Below are 18,367 nucleotides of genomic sequence, written 5' to 3' on the forward strand. Positions count from 1 at the left end.
GGGTTAGTACCGCAGCCGGAAGTATTACGGTAGGTATGTCTACTGTAGCTTAAACAATGCCGAGTAGTCCGCATTGCAAATACGCTGCACCGCCGGATGCTGGATCATTCTCTCGGCAAAAATCGCATGATATTCTTCCATGACATTCTCCACGCGCCCAATCTCTATTACCGACTCATCGGCATAAAAATCCAGCGAATAAAGGCTCGGCGCCACAAAAATCGCATCATGCGTCGCGCCAAACGCCTTCATTAAGGCCGCGTCATCAAATTCACCGAGGATCTCAACCTGTAGCCCCTGCGAATTAAACCAGTTCAACAACTTACGCCCCAGCATCGAGCGACGTCCCGGCACCAGCAACCGTCGCTCTTCCAGGCAGGCAGGGAACGCTTTTTCAGGAAGCGGATTCGTACACCAGAAACTGACGCTGCATTCGCCGATTTTGACTGAGAATAGACCCTCCTGCTGCGTGGAATCTATCGGGCAGTCGGAGATAATCATATCCAGCTTGTGCTGGCTGAGCTGTTCGAGCAACATTTCGTGCGTGGACTCGAAGCAACGCAGATGTATGGGTTCGTCTACCACCACCGCCGCATCCAGAACGCTGCTGACCAGACGCTTGGATAAAGCATCGGCGACGCCGACATCAAACAACAGGTTTGATTCTTTGCGGTAATTGACGATATCCAGCATCTCCTGGCTTAGCGTAAACATTTTGTCCGCATAGCGAAAAACCAGCTCGCCCAGTTCGCTGGGCTCAAGACCGCGTCCCTTACGTTTAAATAGCTTCCCCTGTAAACGCTCTTCCAGGGCTTTAATTTGACCAGTAATGGTTTGCGGCGTCAGAAAAAGCGCCTCTGCGGCACCCACGACAGAACCTTCTTTATAGACATGCCAGAAGTAATAAAGATGGTTGTAGTTAATATGAGACATGCTCATTCCTCTCCCTGTTCAATGTCGCAAGGGAGCGATACATCGCTCCCCCTTTCCTTCGTACTGGTTATGCCGGCGCGTTCAAACGCGCGCGCAACCAGCTATACCCCACCACTGCGGAGAGCAATGAACCAATCAAAATGCCCAATTTCGCCCAGTTAATAAGTTCCGGATCGACATTGCCAAATGCCAGGCTGGCGATAAAGATGGACATCGTAAAGCCAATGCCACACAAAATGCCGACCGCCATGATTTGCTGATAAGTGGTCCCCTGCGGCAGATGCGCCAGCTTGAAACGCAGCGCCAGCCAGCAAAACAGGCTAATCCCCAGCGGCTTACCAATCAGCAGACCGGCAATAATTCCCAACGGCAGCATGGAGGTCAGACCGTCAATCGTGACGCCCTGAAGAGAAACACCGGCATTCGCAAAAGCGAAGAGCGGCAGGATCAGGTACGCGACCCACGGGTGCAGAACATGCTCCAGACGCTTGGCCGGCGAGCGACCGTGTTTTTCTTTCAGTGGAATAAAGAAACCGACAATGACGCCTGCCAGCGTCGCGTGAACGCCGGACTTCAGTACCGCCGTCCACAGCACTGCCCCGACCAGAATATATACCCCAGTCCGTCTGACGCCGCACAGGTTCAGCAGCGCCAGCACGGCAATCGCGAACGCCGCCACGCCCAGCGAGACGATAGAAAGATCGCTGGTATAAAACAGTGCGATAATAACGATGGCGCCGAGATCATCGATGATCGCCAGCGCCATCAGGAAAATTTTCAGCGCCAGCGGAACCCGGCTGCCCAACAGCGCCAGCACGCCCAGCGCAAAGGCGATATCCGTCGCGGCAGGAATAGCCCAGCCCTCGCGAGTGACCGGATCGGAGTAGTTAAAGGCCAGATAGAGCAATGCCGGTACAATCATCCCGCCGATGGCGGCAATCACCGGAAAAGCGGCCTGGCGCAGACTGGCTAACGAGCCTTGCATCAGTTCGCGCTTAACTTCCAGGCCAATCAACAGGAAAAACACGGCCATCAGCGCATCGTTGATCCACAACAGCATGTTTTTGTTGATCTCAAGCGCCCCAACCCGTAGCTGAACCGGCGTCTCCAGAAAATCATGATACCATCCACTGGTCGCGCCCATATTGGCCATCAGCATAGCCAGCGCAGCGGCGATGATGAGAATGATGCCCCCAGAGGCATCGCTGCTAAAAAATCGGTGCAGATGTTTCACTTTTTATTCTCTCAATCAGGTGAATTCTTCGGATCTACTATCTTACCTCGCCTGACTCATCGTTAAAATTAGATTATATATGATGAATAGCTCGTTTTTTACGAAATGAAGTCCGACTTACGCCGGACCTTTTTAGTGCAGTCAGTCATTGATGATAGACCGCTACGCGTACAGATCCATTTTATACACCCGGAAACTGGTAATATCGTAGCGATAGCCTTCCCCGTTCGTTTCCGCGTTTTTGTAGTAACCTGACGTCATAGTCACTTCAAAAAGCACGGTTTTCTCCGTAGGCGCAATCTCCTGTAAAATTAGCAGCCCCATCGCCTCGCTGCCCGCCTGCGGATCGATAATATCGCTCTCGCCAGGCTGGCAAGAGATGGCGCGGCCATTTTCATCAAATGTGCAGTCAGCAAAATGCACCACAATATTGCCATTCTGCTGGATCGCTTTCGCGCTAACGCAGCTACTGTAGCCACGCGCGCCCAGCTCCTTGCCGTATTCAAATGGCCGCATAACGGTCATCTCATTCATATTCACCACGAAATGGACAATGCGGCTGTAGTTATCCGGCGGTAACAGGCTTTTGCTGTCATCACGCGAACGGTAGTTACCGTTATCAAATACCATAAACTCCACTATACCCGGCGTATTATTGGCGATTTCAACGACGTTATGCTGGCCCCACGTCCAAAAGTCACGGTCGGCCGCGTCGATATCCTCCTGTTTGCTAAAGTCATAAAGCGCCACACCTTCACTGTCGACCGGGGTTAAAAGATAAGGCTGATAAGCGTCGTCCCAGTCTTCATGCGTTGACAAAATAAAGCGTAACGCTTGCGTTTGCAGATCGACGCCAAACACCGCGCTCTGATGACGCCCGGACGCAATTAACAACTGATTCGTCTCATTCACGTAACTCTGGTTTATATGCAGCCAGTCTTTAACCGTCGGGTCTTCTCCCGGCGCCGTACCTGAAGGACGGGAAACCCGCGTCGTATCCAGCACCTTCGCCATATCGTAGTAAGCCGTCTCCAGTCCGGTAGTCAGATCGACAACCGATACGCCGTCTTCATTGGTTTTCAAATCGTCGGGCCGACCCGAGGTATATTCAGAGGGCGCAACAATGGTATTGCTGTCCCACGGCCAGATAGAATGGTGAAATTGATTATCGAGATTATAGAATGTGTGAAGACGCCCCATCATGTCGAACTCATACATATCCAGATAGGTATTTTTCGCTTCTGAAGTAGTGAGGAAATGGCCATTATCAATTCGAACAAAATTATAAGACGGATAATCCTGAGTAACGTACCAGCGCACCAGACCATTCTGATCTAATGCGTAATTATAGCGATCGAAATGCGTAATAAAATAAAACCCTGGCGCCATCTTGTCCGCATCGGTAGCAGGTTGCGTCACGTTGATAATCGGAAAACCTAATACGACCTCTGCGGAATCTACCGGCGGTAGCGGCTGTGTGGTGAGCGTATAGACGGCAAGTGGCGTATCTGCCTGAGAAAAGACAATATGGTTTTCAGTCTCCGCTACCAGCCCCAGAACCGGCAACAGATTTGCGCCTGCCGTAAGGGTGTAAAGATGTTCTATCGGCATCGCCGTTTTTGCCGCATCCTGGACCGTGACCATGATCTCAGCCGGTTCCAGACTCCAGACGCCGGCATAGGCGCTTAAAGGCGCCGTGCCGTAAGGGTCTAACAACATGAGCGCATTTTCTACCGTATTCTCTTGCGTGACCTGCGCAAGGCAATTTTCATAAATAGCGGTATGGTTAAGCACCATTTCATTATTGATATCGATACCCTGATTAATCGCCGGACGCGGCGCAGGAAGGACAACAGATGTTGCAGTCAACGTATTCATGATAAATCTCCAGTGTATTAATCTCATCGCCCCTCATGGGACCACGAAAATTAATACTCTGGATTTTTATGCCGACCGAATAAAATGCCGTAAAAACAGCTCATTACACCTTTTATTTTAGCAATTTATTTCACGTGAAGCGTTATATTCAAATTTTAGGTAATCCAGTACGGCAACAACATTGCCTGGAGACATCCGGTTAAGATGCGGCAGGAAGGGATGGTTGTGAACATAACGAATAAACGCCGTCGCGCTATTTAACGTCGCATGGCGTAACAAACTCACCTTTTTATTTCCTGTGAGATTGCATACCGCCATCGCATAATCCCGTGTGGAAAATGTACGCCAGACGTTGTTGCGAATTCCGCCGCTCAAAAACAACCGCGGAGGGAGATCGCGTTTGGGCGGCGTAACGCCTCTTTCACGCACAAACGAAATATGGCAGCGCCCCTGACGAAGATAGCTAAAATTCGCCATCATACAGCCGCCCAGAATGAAGCATTCGTGATCGAGATAATGCTGGACATTCAGGGAACGCTCATCCGTCAACGCCTGAACCAACTCAAAATGTCGATAAGCAGGTAATACGGGTTTTACTAACATCCCCGGATCGTTTTTATATAAAACGGCGGGGCCGTAATCCACATCAAATAATACATTGCGGCGCATGGTCAGCGCCTCTTTTCGCTGCACCAGATGCGCCAGCGTGCCGGACGGAAGTCGTTCTTCGTAATCAGAATGATATTGATAATCCGCTTCCACCGGTTGGGCGGAGTAATTCGTTGAGATCGCGACGACCTTACCGCTCTCCTCTTCCGCCGTCACCAGCACGTATAAGCTGCTGTCGCCGCCGTTAAATTTCACACGAAACGCCCGCGTGCTCATAGCGATGTCAAACGCGGGAAACACAAAATCGCGTTCCGCTTGATTAGCGCGACGGGACAGTTTTTGTAATTCGCGGCTAAAACCCGTGCTGTCTATCGCCAGCGCCGCGCGTATTTCAACTAGCGACGCTCCTTCGCCAATCAACGTGGCAAGGTTCTCTTGTCTGGCGTCGCTTCTGATAGCGGTATAGGAGATGAACGTTTTATTACACTGGCGGCAATACATACGCCGTTCACCTTTAGTGGAAAAGCCATATTTTTTCAGCGACGTCCCGCCACAATGCGGACAGGACTTCACCAGACCTTTCCAGGGTTGATTCGCCGCCTGGCGAAAAAGATTAAGCGATCTGGCTGAGATAATGGGGAACAAAAAGCCGCACGCTCGACAGAGAACATTTTTCCCTTGCGGTAGATAGTCTGGACTCCCCAGAATCCCCAGATTTTTGCAGCCTGACGTTTTGCAAGCATCGACATTAATGTGAGAAAACATATTCACTCCCTGCGAATACTACCTTCAAACAAATATTGACTTTATTTCTGCAGGTGAGATGCCTTTTTCATACAGGGTTCGCATGGCACTCATCGCCGTCGCGGTATGCGAGAAAAAAGCCTGATAACCTGCACACAGATAGTTATGATTGGTTGCGCCTGACGCGGAGGGTAAAAAACGATGTTTCGGACAGCCGCCATAGCAGGCGAACTTCCATTGACAGCGATGGCACTCCTGCGCCATTGAACGCTGTTTATCGCTGCCGAACTGGCGATTTTGTTCGCCTTGATTCATTTGACGCAGCGTCTTCTGGTGGATATTCCCCAGTTTAAATTGCGGATATACGAAGTGATCGCAGTTATAAACATCGCCGTTCATTTCCATCGCAAACGCGCTGCCGCAGGTGGGAGCAAAAACGCAAACCTGCGGCGGCAGGCCGCACCAGGCCGCCAGCGTCTGTTCAAATAGCTGGATGCCGATATCGCCGATATCCTCACGGATCCAGATATCAAATACCGCATTCAGAAACTGACCAAATTGCAGGCTATCGACCGACCACGGCGTCATCGCGATATGTTTATCCTGCGGCTGCGCCAGCCCATTTTCCCCACAGCGTTCAACTAAAGGGATAAATTGCATATAGCGGCTACCAATGCTTTTCAGGTAGCGATAGACCTGAACAGGATGATGCATATTGGTACGGTTAACCACCGTGAGGGTATTAAATTCTACGTCGTGCTGCGCCAGACAACGCACCGCATTTTCTACTTTTTCATGCGTCGGCTTTCCGGAGCGCGTCACTCGCCATTCATCGTGTAACGCGGCATCGCCATCAATAGAGACGCCAACCAGAAAATCATGCTCCCGGAAGAAGGTCGCCCAGTCATCGTTGATCAGGATGCCGTTGGTCTGGAAGGTATTGACGATGGTTTTGCCGCCACAATAGCGCTGCTGAAATTCAACGGCTTTACGATAAAACGGGATGCCCATTAATGTGGGTTCCCCGCCCTGCCACGCAAAAATGACCTCATCAATATCCTGTGCGGCAATCTGCTGCCTGATGAAGAGTTCGAGGGTCTCTTCCGACATTTTGTAATGGTTTTTTCGATCCGGATAGAGCTTTTCTTTCTCCAGATAAAAACAGTACTTACAGTCAAGGTTACACACCGATCCGGTTGGTTTAACCATGACCTGACAACTTTTCCCAAACATCATTACCTTCCCTGAAATAAAAGAACCTGATCCGGCACAGAGTGACCGGATCAGGTGGGCATAGCCCTAAGTGGCATACTTAATTTTTTATAATTATTCCATTAGCCCCAGGTGACAGGCGTCGGCTTATCGCCACGGGCTTTCATCAGCGAATCGTTATCAATATCCTTTTTATACTTCAGGAACTTACCGTAAAGCTGTTTCTCAATCTGCGGCTGTTTACCAATTTGATTGAGCGTCTCGAAACGATCGGTTTTCAGGTTATAGAGATATTTGGGTTTATTCTGGCGATCGATGATCATCTTCCAGTCGCCGTCGCGGATCGCCCACTCATCCGTCGGATCGTCCTGGAACGGCATATCGATACCGAAGATCAGCGGTTTCTGGCGTTTTAACGTCTTGTCCTGCAGTAGCGGAACTAAAGACTGACCGTCGTAGGTACGATCGGTCGGGAGTTTAAAGTCCATCATGTTGGCCAGCGTCGGCAACCAGTCAAGACCATATACCGGCGTGTCCGTTACCATTCCCTGTGGAATATGCTTGCCGTATTTGATGATTGCCGGTACGCGAATGCCGCCTTCCCACAGGTTGTCTTTACGTCCGCGCAGACCGTCGGTTTCCCCGGCCAGGTTCAGCTCGTACACCTTACGCGCTTCGCGCGTGACAGGGCCGTTGTCGCTGGTAAAGATGACGATAGTGTTATCTTCCTCGCCCATCGCCTTAATTTTATCCAGCACTTTACCGACCTGCTCATCCATATAGCTGATATTGGCGTAATATTCGCCGGTACCGCGCCACGGTTTGTCTGCCCAGTCACCGTAGAACAGATCCGGATGCTGCTTCTGGTAGTCGGTCATGTACTGCGAATACATATCAAGGTATTTTTTCGGCGACGCCAGCGGGCTATGGACTTCGGTAAAGGCGACATATAAGAAAAACGGATTATCGTCTTTTTTATTATCCAGCCAGTTCACCACTTCAGAGCTCACAAACTCGCCGCTCATCTTATCTGCGCGGCCAATATGTTGGCCATTACGAATCCACCCCGTAGGATGCACCACGCCATAGCGCGGGCGCTCCTTGGCGTTGTCCAGCGTAGCATCGGTGACAAATCCCGCCGGATTAACAAACGTATAGTCAAAGCCCATGTCTTTCGCCTGCGGCTGATCGGTGCGATCGCCGCCCGCATTCAGGTGTAATTTCCCCATCATCGCCGTATCGTAGCCCTGCTGTTTTAGCAGATTGGCGATAGTCAGTTCATTACGCCCCAGCGCAACATCTTTGCCTTCCGGTATCCAGGAACGGATTCCGGTACGGAACGGCATACGACCGGTTAACAGGCCCGCGCGGGAAGGAGAACACAGAGGCGCTGGCGCATAATAGTCGGTAAACTTCACCCCCTCCTGCGCCAATTTGTCTATGTTAGGTGTTTTAACGATGCGGTGCCCGTAGGTGGCGAGATCGCCATACCCTAAATCATCCGCCAGAATAATGACTAAGTTAGGACGCTTTGCGGTTGCCGCTTGCGCGGTTGATAATACGCTTCCAGCGCATAGCGCCAACCCTATCATACTGGCAACGACTGTTCTTTTCATTTCAACTCCTTTGAGTTATCGCACGGTCTGATTACGATATATTTGCCGATAGACCCGGCTGCGGAATACAGCCTGAATTAATTGCACTATATATATTCGATTTGTCTTATATTTCTTCCATTAACATCGTTTTATCGTAGAAAATTATTCACACTCATTATAATATTAATACCATAAATATATTTCGTGCTAAAGAAAACACGCCTGAAGCAGTCTATAAAAAAAGAAATCGCGAACGAGTGATGCAGATCTCAAATATGGCCCATATGTCAGAACCGCTATTGTGATGTCAATATATGTTGCTGTTTGAACGGTAACACCCTCATTTAATGGCAGTAAGTTGTCTTTGCGAGAGATTATTCCCATTCGAAGTTTCATTAATTTCATGCTATCCGGTGTGACTTTTACAACAGAGACATAAACTATAAATCAAATAGTTATCACGTAATAAACAACATTATCTGACACGAATATTTGACGATTATATGTCGCTGATATTTTTGAGACATCTATCACCTACGTATAAAAAGACACTCCTTAGAATTCGCTTCTTTACACAACATTTCACTGTGTTTTTACCTCATGGAGTTGAGCATGAAAAATAAGAAATATATTAATAGTCTACTCGCCGCATGTGTTCTTTTCTCTTGCTTTAATGGCCAGGCAGCGGAGTTGAAACGCGTATACGGTAAACTTAGCTTCGGATATGGCGACTGGAATAAAGGCTTTGTCAATGTCGATCGCGGCGAAGTGTGGAAAGCGGTAGCCGATTTCGGCGCCGTGTTTGACAGGGGCGAATTTGCATCATTTTATGAAATGAACGTGCTCAACCATCCGGTAGAAGGCCGTAACCATGTTACCCAATTTCTGGGACATTATAGGGTGGTAGAAGGCTCTAACTTTACCGCAATGATGAAACTCTATATGTCGATGGAGAATAAATTCGGTGATGAATTAAACATGATGTACGGGGTAGGTTATCTGGGTTTAACCAGCCCATCAGGCTTTATTAAGCCCTATTTCGCTGTTCATAACTTATCGAACGATTATACCTCTAAAAAGTATGGACAGGCGACAGGCTTTAACGGTTATGTTCTCGGTTGGGTCGCGGCTTATAACTTCGATATGTTTAATGAAAAGTTCGTCATTTCAAACTGGAACGAAGTTGAAATGGATCGTAATGATGCCTACGCCGAACAACAGGGTGGGACGACCGGCCTGAACGGCGCGGTAACGTTTACATGGAAATTTATGCCGCGATGGACCGCCTCCGTCTCTTACCGTTACTTCAATAATAAATTGGGGTATGACGGCTACGGCGACCGTATGAATTACCTGATCGGCTTCGAGTTTTAATAATTAATAAACTTGATGAATATTACTTAATTTCCCCGGTTTGTAGTCGTGAATGACACGACTACAGGCATTGTTTTTCTTTAATGTAGCGTAAATGGATGGTTTATATGAACAAAAAGTTTTCGATATCCCTACTGTCGCTGTGCATTGGTTTGTCTTCAGCCATTTCCTTTTCAGCCGATGCGCGTGACATCACAATTTATTATACAAACGATTTACATGCCCATGTAACCCCAGAAATTATCCCCTATGTATCCAAGACACGTCCGGTAGGCGGCTTTGCGCCCATCTCGAAAATTGTCAAAGATGCAAAAGCGAAAGAGAAAGATGTCTTTTTCTTTGATGCTGGCGACTATTTCACCGGACCTTTTATCAGTACGCTGACCAAAGGCGAGGCTATTATTGATATTTTAAATACCATGCCTTACGACGCCGTCTCTGTCGGTAACCATGAATTTGACCATGGCCATGAGAATCTGGTTAAACAACTCAGCAAATTGCAATTCCCGGTATTGTTGGATAATGTTTTTTACAGCGGCACAGATACGCCATTAATTAAAGAACCGTATACCATCGTGGAAAAAGATGGATTCAAGATCGGCGTCATCGGTATGCACGGCGTTTCCGCATTCTATGAAGCGATTGCTGCAGGCGTGCGTGAAGGCGTTGACTGCCGCGATCCGATTCCTTATGTGAAAAAACAGCTGGAAGAGTTAAAAGGGAAAGTTGACCTGACCGTGCTGCTCGCCCACGAAGGCGTGCCGGGTATGCAGTCCAGCGCGGGCGAGGCTGATGTCGCACGCGCGCTGAAAACCGACGTTGATATGGCGAAATCACTGGAAGGCTATGGACTTAACGTCCTGATTACCGGCCATGCGCATAAAGGTACGCCAGAACCGATTAAAGTGGGCGATACTCTTGTCGTTTCCACGGATGCGTACACCATCGAATTAGGTAAACTGGTACTTGACTGGAACCCGGAAACCAAAAAAGTGGACAGCTACAATGGTAAGTTGATCACCATGTATGCGGATACTTATAAGCCAGATCCGGTCACGCAGGCCAAAATTGACGAATGGGATAACAAGGTTAAGAAAATTACCGATGAGGTGGTCGCGCACTCTCCGGAAGTGCTGACCCGTTCTTACGGTGAATCCGCGCCAACCGGCAACTTAATCACCGATGCCCTGATGGCTACCGTTCCTGGCGCCGACGCTTCCTTCTATAATGCTGGCGGCATCCGTACCGAATTGCCTAAAGGTAATATCACCTATGGTGATGTGCTGAGTATGTATCCGTTCACCAACGATGTCATGAGCATGGAAATCAGCGGTAAGGACCTGAAATCCATCATGTCACACGCTGCCGATCTGAAAAACGGTATGCTGCACGTATCGAAAACCGTCCAGTTTAAATATGACAGCACCAAACCGCTGGGCCAGCGTATTGTTGAATTTGATATCAAAGGCAAACCGGTAGAAGACAATAAACTCTATACCGTCGCGCTGGATTCCTTTATCGGTAAAGGTGGTGGCGGATTTACCTTCACTAAAGGTAAAAATATCAAATATATAGGGATACAAACCGCACCAGCGTTGGTTAACTATATGAAGCAGGTTAACAATATTCAACCTGACCACACCATGCGCGTGGATGATATTAGCAAATAAGCCATAATGTTATGCGGTCGATAACCGGCCGCATAACATACTTAGTTATGCAAACAGCGGCATTTTGTATACCCGAAATGCAGAAATATCATAACGATAATTCGTGCCATTCGTCTCTTCGTTCTTGAAATAGCCCGACGTCACCATCGCTTCGAATAAGACCTCTTTCGTCTCTTTATTGATTTCTTGTAATACCAGTCGACCTAACGCCTGTTGCCCTTCATCCGGATCGACAAGATCGCTGGAACCTGGTTGCGCGGTAATGGTATGTTCAAACTCATCAACCGTCGTCGCGCCGAAGTGAATAACCAGGTGACCATTAGTCAATAAATGCTTAGCGCTCACAAAACTGCTATAGCCCCGGTTCCCGACTTCCGTTTTACCATACTCATACGGACGCGTTACGGTCATCGTATTTAGGTTTATTTTAAACTGCACCACCCGGCTGAAGTTATCGAGCGGCAACAGACTTTTCGCATCTTCGCGTGAACGATAGTTACCATTATCAAAGACCATAAACTCCAGGATACCAGGCTCATCATTTGGAATTTCAACAATATTATGCTGCCCCCAGGTCCAGAAATTCTTATCTGCCGCATCAATCCCTCCCGGCGAGGTAAGATCGTACAGCGGGACACCATCATCATCGACAGGGGTTAATAAGTATTGCTTGAATTCGTCAGACCAATCCTCATGGTTCGCCATAATAAAGCGCAGTTCGCCGGAATCCACATTTACGCCAAAAATCGCGCTCTGATGCCGACCGGAACAAATCAGCAAATTGTTGGGTTCATTAATATAGCTTTGGTTGATATGCAGCCAGTCATCCATTGATACGTCCTGACCTGGCGCGCTTCCGGAAGGACGCGGCGATCTGGAATAATCCATCACATACAGCATATCGTAATAGGCGACTTCAAGTCCGGTAGATAAGTTAATAATAGAAACGCCATCTTTCCCGGTTGAGTAACCATCTGGCCGTCCATTGCTATATTCTGAAGGCGCAACTGCCAGATTGTTCTCAATGGGAAGAATGGAGTGATGGAACTCATTGTCGAGAAGATAAACCGTATAAACCCGTCCCATAATGTCAAATTCATACATATTCAGACAATGGTTTATTCCCTGTGACGTCGCCAGGAAATGGCCGTTATCCATTCTGACAAAATTATAAGATGGGATATCCTGACTGACATACCACCGGACAATCCCGTTATGATCAAAAGCCAGATTATACCGATCAAAATAAGTAGAGAAATAAAGCCCTTCCTCCATCAGCGAGGCCTGCTGCGCAGGACAGGAGACGCTAATAATGGGGAAGCCGAGGCTCACGTTAGCCGAATCCGTGGGCGGTAATGCGTCTGTCATTACTGTATATTGCCCGACAATTTGCGAGGCAAGGCGTAGGGTAATCTGATTATTCACCGCGGATACCATCCCACACACAGGAATAAGGTTAGCGCCCGGATGTACATCATATTGATAACGCACTTCCTCTGTCGTCGCTTCGCTATCAACAACATTGATCTCAAGCGCGGCAGCTTCATCCATCCAAACCCCCAGATAGAGACTCAACGGGGCGGTCCCGTAGGGATTTACGGTGACAATGGCCTTGTCACAGGTATTAGATTGCGTGATCTCCGCTAATCGTTGTTCATATATGGCGTTATGGTTTAACACCAGTGCGTTATTGGTATCGATTTTCTGGTTAATCGGCTCACGCGGTGCGGGCAAGTTAACCATTGACGAATTTTTCTTATTCATACGTTTCTCCTTATTAATTCAGATATAGACAACGAGCGGCCACAACAAGCCAGCCCGTTGCTTAGCAAATAACCCTACGTCAACAAGAGAAATCGGTTTAATAATTTAAAATAAAATATCCATAAAATAACACCCAGACTAAAACTATTCTTTATCGTCCGAAGATTTTATTTCCCTGGCGCTACTATAAAAGCATAACAATTATGTAGCATTAATGCATTGTGACCAATAGCCTATACCTTTTTTATGGTTGGCATAGGCCTTGCGCCATAATTCAAATTATTTTATGTCAACAATAAATCAATCAAAGCATATCAATCTACTGATAAAAATTAACACTACTATCATTTTATTTTTAGAGCGACTAAAAATAAAATTTTAGTTTTTCTAAAAAACCATCATTTTTGTGACACGATACGATTTTCTCTGGAAAAAAGACGCTATTACAATCACACCAGTTGATCCACAAATTTAATATGCATATTATTATCGCTACCCCAATTAAACCCATTAAATAACATCATGACTATTTATTTAATTAACAGCACGCACACTTACAATGATAAGACCAATGAGCTAAAAAACATAAAAACGGGAAAGATGATAAAAATTGCCGCAATGCGCATAAAATGTCTGGAATATATGCTGAATCATGCACAACAAGAGATTATTTATAAAAAACAACTCTCTAATGAACTTTGGGGGGAAAGAAGTCAATTTATCAGCGACGCCAACCTGACCCAGATATTATATCTACTGCGGCGCGACCTTAAAGGCTTTGGCCTGAGCCAGTTTTTTTCCACGGTGCCTCGAACTGGTATTAAAGTAGATGCTAACATTATTATCAGCAATGAAAACAAAAGCTGCCTCCCCTCTTCTTTAAAAAAAGAAGAGTATAAATATATGGCATTATTTTTCGCTTTACTGACCATGGTCATAATGGTTATTTATTTAATACGATAATTTGATATTAAGCCGACAAATCGCATAAGGATGTGCTTCCTTCAACCAAAGCGTCAGGCTGCTTTTCCTGGCTAAAAAGAAAGGTCGACTGAAATGTTGATATCAGTTTTTTGACATTTTTATAATGGGTGCTGTTTGTAGCCAGATAAGCATAAACGGGTAACGTACGAAAAATCATTTCATCAGGCATACGTAGTATTTTTATATTATAACGCCGCACATCTCTAAAATAAGTAGCAATCTTTCCTGGCAAAATCGCAACCATATCGCTTTTTTCAACAACACCGATAACTCCAAATAGTGAATCACTATAATAACCTATTTCCCTGCGCCCCGCATAAGGCGTACTGCTCTTGAATAAATCAATGCTATCAGCGGTGAAAGAAGAGAACATATCTGAATGATAGACAGCATGTCTGGCAGCATAAAAATTATATAAAGAAATTTTTTCAAGCCCAACCAATGGACTTTTTTCACCACAAACACAAACAAAATCAGATAAATTATCAATAAGATAACTTTCGATCATCTCATTCTTAATTTCCAGAATTCCCATGATGACATCCGCATAGCCATGCGTCAGCATGGAGGCTGGTGAGTATTCCCCTGTTTTTTAATCGCATAGTGTTTAATAATATATCGATTCATCAACACAGTATCCAGCAATGCTGGAAAATAGTAATTTTCAGTGATATCACTTCCCAGAACAATGAGTTCATTACTCTCCTGAGCATCTGTTTTATCGCACAGTGTGCTTTCTATAGATTCAATTGCCTGGCGAAATACCTGGTGAAGCGATTTACCTTTGCTGGACGGAACTAATCCTTTGCGGGTTCTGATAAATAACTCTTCGCCATAAAGATTTTGTAAACGAAGAAGAGCCTGAGAGATCGCCGCAGGCGTGACATCCAGTTTCCTCGCCGCCCTGGTTGCATTTCCTTCAGTAATAACCGTATCGAACACTTTGATCAGATTGTAGTCAATTTTTTTAGCATTTTTTATTGGCCGCATATAGGTTATCCTGGCTGGTATAATCTGGCACCATCATTTAAGGCGCAGATTAACCTTGCACCACACTTATTTCAATAAGTAAATCATTTCCTCTATCTGTTTGTTATTAAATTATAATTTTATTGATATCATTTCAGCCTGTGTGAAATAAAAACACATGATGCTATTTTATAAAAAACATCAAAAACATCTGGCACACTTTATAAAAAAGTAAAAAAACATAATATTATCCTATTTAATCACAAATGATTCTCTTATTTCTTTGCGGTTCTCTACGCTTATCCGTACTGATGTAAGGAGTACTTTACCGCCAGTGAACACACTGACAGTGTGAAACGTACCTTATGAATATCAAAACGGAGTGAATTCATGAGACAATATACTATTAATAACGAATTTATTTATAATGAGTCGTTAAGAGAAATAATATCATTACATGATAAAAAAGTGCTAAAGGTGACGCTAATGCGTGCGCGTTGTTTAAGCTATCTTTTTGAAAATGCCTACAAGAAACTGATTACGCGGGAGATGATTTCACACGCAGTTTGGGGAGAGCGAAGTCAATTTGTTAGCGATGCTAATTTGACGCAACTTCTTTATCTGCTGCGACGAGATTTACAACAAATCGGGCTTTTCGAACTGTTTGTTACGCTCCCCAGGCAGGGGATAAAAATCGATGAAAGATTTATCATTGACGCTGCTGACATACCGCCACAAGCTATTCAATATCATACTCACCGATGTAATAAAATTATATCCATTGGTATTCCCACTCTTTTTTTATTGATCGTGCTTTTCTTTTTAGCGCCGTTTATCTGAAGATAAAGTCTGTAGACCGTGTCCCGGGAAGGTGAGAACATTTTTCATAATATCCTCACACGACACTGACGGGACACCATCTGCGGTCTGCTACGCGGTTCAGTCATAGACAATGCGTAGCACTGTTAATTGCTTATCTTCATCCAAATAATCTCGTTTTACCGTTGCATGAGGAGACGATATCGGCGTGATAATATTCTCGACAATAATATAACGTTCAACTCCCTCTTTATTATGGCATTGAATTTCTAAGGTTCCCACGTCATTCCAGCAGCCTGCCTCAACAACCGATCCCATAAAATGAATCTGAGCGGTCGGTTTCGCTGTCCCTTCATGAACGATAAAGGAAAGTAAAATCACCGGTATGACGCAACGCATAGACTTCATTTTACTTTCACTCCTGTGCGTTCTCCTCTGAGCGAATATCACCCCTTCGCTTTCTGAATCGCCATTTGCAACATATCCTGAGTCGTGCTTCCCGGGATCACGGTCACCCGTTTTACATCACCGTTTTGCGTCTGAGGCATGACGACAAAAGCAGGCGTGCCGCTAAAGTCCATATGCTGCGCCAGTGCCTGGTTAGTGAGGAGCGCATCATGTACTGCACCGCTGCTTTGCGCTTCTTTTACGGCGGCCAGCTGCGTCGGCGTTAGATAATGTTGCGCCAGGGTGTAGACATCGTGTTCCGTTAACGCGCCTTCCACCTTCCCTGTGGCATAAAGCGCATTATGCCAGTCGAGATATTTCGCCCCGCCCTGTGTAAGCCATACCTTTTCGCCGACTCTGGCCGCCAGTCCGGATACCGGCCAGCGGGAGGAAAAAATAGGAAACTCTTTGAAAATAAACCGGGTATCCGGGTTCGCCTTAATCAGGTTTTCGACCACAGGCGCCATTTTGCTGCACCACGAGCACTGGTAATCAAAGAACATCACCACCGCCGCTTTTGCCTCGTTGGGCCCAACGGAAGGACTGCTGCTACTGAGCAACTCAGCACGATACTGTAATGCCAGTTGAACATACGCCTGTTGTTGCGCAATCTGCTGACGCTGATGCAACGTCTCGCTGGCGGCGACCAAAAATTCCGGATGTTCGGCCAAATACGTTGCCACCACCTCTCCCACTTTATCCGGATGACTGACGATGTAGGCTTCCGCCATCGGGCCAATTTGCGACGTCGGGGCAGAATCGGCGGCGATTGCCGAGGCGGATACGGCAACGCCTGCCAACGTCAACATCGCCAATCGGGAAAGTTTTAACGCGTGATAATACATAATAAAAGTCTCGTTCGATAAGTTCGGAAAGCCTCCCGCTATCGGGAGACGCCTGAAAAAAAGTTAATGAATACGCGTCAGATCCACGGTTTGCGCTGGCATTACCCGCCCATAGTCATTAATACTTTGCCAGCGCACAGTGCAGCGAACCGTGTGCCGGCACCAGTCCGTTTGACGCGTTGCAAAGGGAGCCACGACCCCGGCGTTGTCCTGGGCGCGCTCGTTAGCGCGTAATAAAAAGAGCGTAACGTAATAGGGTGTCGGATTGCGTACCGTCGCGCCATCGGGGGTAAGCGACCAGATCAGATGCCGGTAGGCCTGCTGCGGATTGCCGGCGAGTCCCTCAGGGCGATAGAGCAATTTTAAAGCCGAACGAAACGCCATTTGTACACGGTTCGCTTCCGGTTTACCGGAGGGAATAGCGGCGATACTCAAGGTAAACAGACTTTCCCTGTCGGCGGGTAGCGGTCCACCGGTATAAACCACCCGCATTGAGTTTTCCTGGCGCGCTGAAAGCATAAATAATGGCGGCGTGACCACGAAGGGCATGATATTCCCTTCGTTTTTGGTTCCTGGCCAGCGGCCGCCTGGTAAAATATGCGTATCAATTAACCAGGACGCTTCTGAATGGTTACTTACCGGTACGCTTAATGCCGGGGCGCCCGCATGATAGATAAAGCGAGTGCCGCCAATTACCACGCCAGCCTGCGCCCATGATATGGGAAGCAAGCACCAATATATCGCGCAGCGTAAAAAGAACTTATTCATAGGCAAGAATGAAGGTTGCGGAGGCATTGGCGTCCCCGGGCGTTACCGTGCCGCCATCGGCAAGATAACGCGCGTAAAATTGCAGATGCGCCGACGCCTGGCCCGGACTGAGCGTCACCACATCACTCTCCTGCCCCAGTGGGATTAAAGTTTTATTTTGATCATAAAGCGCAACCCCAATGCCTGAAGCGTCGCTTTCCCCTGCGGTAAGCGCCAATAAATCCGTATTACGGCTATCCCCTGCACCGCTAAAACTGACCGTTACGCCGCTGGCAGTGCTGCCGCAGTTCTGTAAATCGATAGCAAAAGGTTGCCAGGCGGAACCGTCGCCCGCGCGATAAAACTGCCGTTGAGAAACCGCGCCCATCGCCACGTTAATATTTTCCGAGCCTGGAGAGAGCGAACACGTATTGTCCGTGATGGTTCCGGAAACATAGACCCGGCCATCGTGCGCCTGGACGCCGGATGCCGCCAGCAGCATCCCGATGCCGTACAGGATATCGTTACGCATAATTACGA

15 protein-coding genes and 1 pseudogene are annotated in these 18,367 nt (G+C 47.1%); 4 read left to right on the plus strand and 12 right to left on the minus strand.

Going from position 1 to position 18,367, the window contains the following annotated elements:
- Positions 1-39: 39 nt before the first annotated feature.
- From nhaR to HU143_RS18925, 6 genes are all read right to left on the minus strand, one after another.
- Positions 40-939, minus strand: a complete 900-nt coding sequence (gene nhaR, locus HU143_RS18900; protein ID WP_000062872.1) for a transcriptional activator NhaR — start codon at positions 937-939, stop codon at positions 40-42.
- 61 nt (positions 940-1,000) lie between these two features.
- Positions 1,001-2,167: a Na+/H+ antiporter NhaA gene (gene nhaA / locus HU143_RS18905; RefSeq protein WP_000681340.1), complete on the minus strand. Its 1,167-nt coding sequence runs from the start codon at positions 2,165-2,167 to the stop codon at positions 1,001-1,003.
- A 162-nt stretch (positions 2,168-2,329) separates the two neighbouring features.
- Complete coding sequence (locus tag HU143_RS18910; protein ID WP_023226874.1) at positions 2,330-4,045, minus strand: aryl-sulfate sulfotransferase; 1,716 nt, start codon at positions 4,043-4,045, stop codon at positions 2,330-2,332.
- A 117-nt stretch (positions 4,046-4,162) separates the two neighbouring features.
- Positions 4,163-5,425, minus strand: a complete 1,263-nt coding sequence (locus HU143_RS18915) for a transposase-like zinc-binding domain-containing protein (RefSeq protein WP_185191064.1) — start codon at positions 5,423-5,425, stop codon at positions 4,163-4,165.
- An 18-nt stretch (positions 5,426-5,443) separates the two neighbouring features.
- On the minus strand, positions 5,444-6,634 hold the full coding sequence (locus tag HU143_RS18920; RefSeq protein ID WP_000971148.1) for an anaerobic sulfatase maturase: 1,191 nt from the start codon (positions 6,632-6,634) through the stop codon (positions 5,444-5,446).
- Positions 6,635-6,732: 98 nt separating this feature from the next.
- Complete coding sequence (locus tag HU143_RS18925) at positions 6,733-8,226, minus strand: sulfatase (RefSeq protein ID WP_020839613.1); 1,494 nt, start codon at positions 8,224-8,226, stop codon at positions 6,733-6,735.
- Positions 8,227-8,820: 594 nt separating this feature from the next.
- Between HU143_RS18925 and HU143_RS18930 the strand changes: the two genes are divergently transcribed.
- Positions 8,821-9,582, plus strand: coding sequence for an outer membrane protein OmpK (locus HU143_RS18930; RefSeq protein WP_000791534.1), 762 nt, complete (start codon positions 8,821-8,823; stop codon positions 9,580-9,582).
- A 98-nt stretch (positions 9,583-9,680) separates the two neighbouring features.
- A complete protein-coding gene (locus tag HU143_RS18935; RefSeq protein WP_000262866.1) occupies positions 9,681-11,252 on the plus strand; it encodes a bifunctional metallophosphatase/5'-nucleotidase in 1,572 nt (523 codons plus the stop codon).
- A 45-nt stretch (positions 11,253-11,297) separates the two neighbouring features.
- Here the strand turns inward: HU143_RS18935 and HU143_RS18940 are convergent, their stop codons facing one another.
- Complete coding sequence (locus tag HU143_RS18940; RefSeq protein ID WP_023226876.1) at positions 11,298-13,016, minus strand: aryl-sulfate sulfotransferase; 1,719 nt, start codon at positions 13,014-13,016, stop codon at positions 11,298-11,300.
- A 522-nt stretch (positions 13,017-13,538) separates the two neighbouring features.
- On the opposite strand from HU143_RS18940, the gene HU143_RS18945 reads away from it, so the two are divergent.
- A complete protein-coding gene (locus tag HU143_RS18945; RefSeq protein ID WP_023226877.1) occupies positions 13,539-13,979 on the plus strand; it encodes a winged helix-turn-helix domain-containing protein in 441 nt (146 codons plus the stop codon).
- A gap of 7 nt (positions 13,980-13,986) precedes the next feature.
- Here the strand turns inward: HU143_RS18945 and HU143_RS18950 are convergent.
- A pseudogene (locus HU143_RS18950) lies at positions 13,987-14,990 on the minus strand (LysR family transcriptional regulator).
- A gap of 369 nt (positions 14,991-15,359) precedes the next feature.
- Here HU143_RS18950 and HU143_RS18955 point away from each other — a divergent pair.
- Complete coding sequence (locus HU143_RS18955) at positions 15,360-15,809, plus strand: winged helix-turn-helix domain-containing protein (RefSeq protein ID WP_001250363.1); 450 nt, start codon at positions 15,360-15,362, stop codon at positions 15,807-15,809.
- Positions 15,810-15,908: 99 nt separating this feature from the next.
- Here the strand turns inward: HU143_RS18955 and HU143_RS18960 are convergent, their stop codons facing one another.
- The 4 genes from HU143_RS18960 to HU143_RS18975 all read right to left on the minus strand — a co-directional run bounded on the left by HU143_RS18960 (position 15,909) and on the right by HU143_RS18975 (position 18,359).
- A complete protein-coding gene (locus HU143_RS18960) occupies positions 15,909-16,196 on the minus strand; it encodes a hypothetical protein (protein WP_000839833.1) in 288 nt (95 codons plus the stop codon).
- A gap of 38 nt (positions 16,197-16,234) precedes the next feature.
- Entirely contained in the window at positions 16,235-17,080 is an 846-nt protein-coding gene (locus tag HU143_RS18965) for a DsbA family protein (RefSeq protein ID WP_051129330.1), read from the minus strand.
- Positions 17,081-17,143: 63 nt separating this feature from the next.
- Positions 17,144-17,875, minus strand: a complete 732-nt coding sequence (gene bcfG / locus HU143_RS18970; RefSeq protein ID WP_017466055.1) for a fimbrial chaperone BcfG — start codon at positions 17,873-17,875, stop codon at positions 17,144-17,146.
- The gene (locus tag HU143_RS18975; RefSeq protein ID WP_023226881.1) at positions 17,841-18,359 is read right to left on the minus strand and encodes a fimbrial protein BcfF; all 519 of its coding nucleotides are present in this window, start codon (positions 18,357-18,359) and stop codon (positions 17,841-17,843) included. Before HU143_RS18975 ends, bcfG begins: the two co-directional genes overlap by 35 nt.
- Between the last annotated feature and the right edge of the window lie 8 nt (positions 18,360-18,367).

The sequence above is a fragment of the Salmonella sp. SJTUF14076 genome (assembly GCF_015534835.1).
Classification (GTDB): domain Bacteria; phylum Pseudomonadota; class Gammaproteobacteria; order Enterobacterales; family Enterobacteriaceae; genus Salmonella; species Salmonella enterica.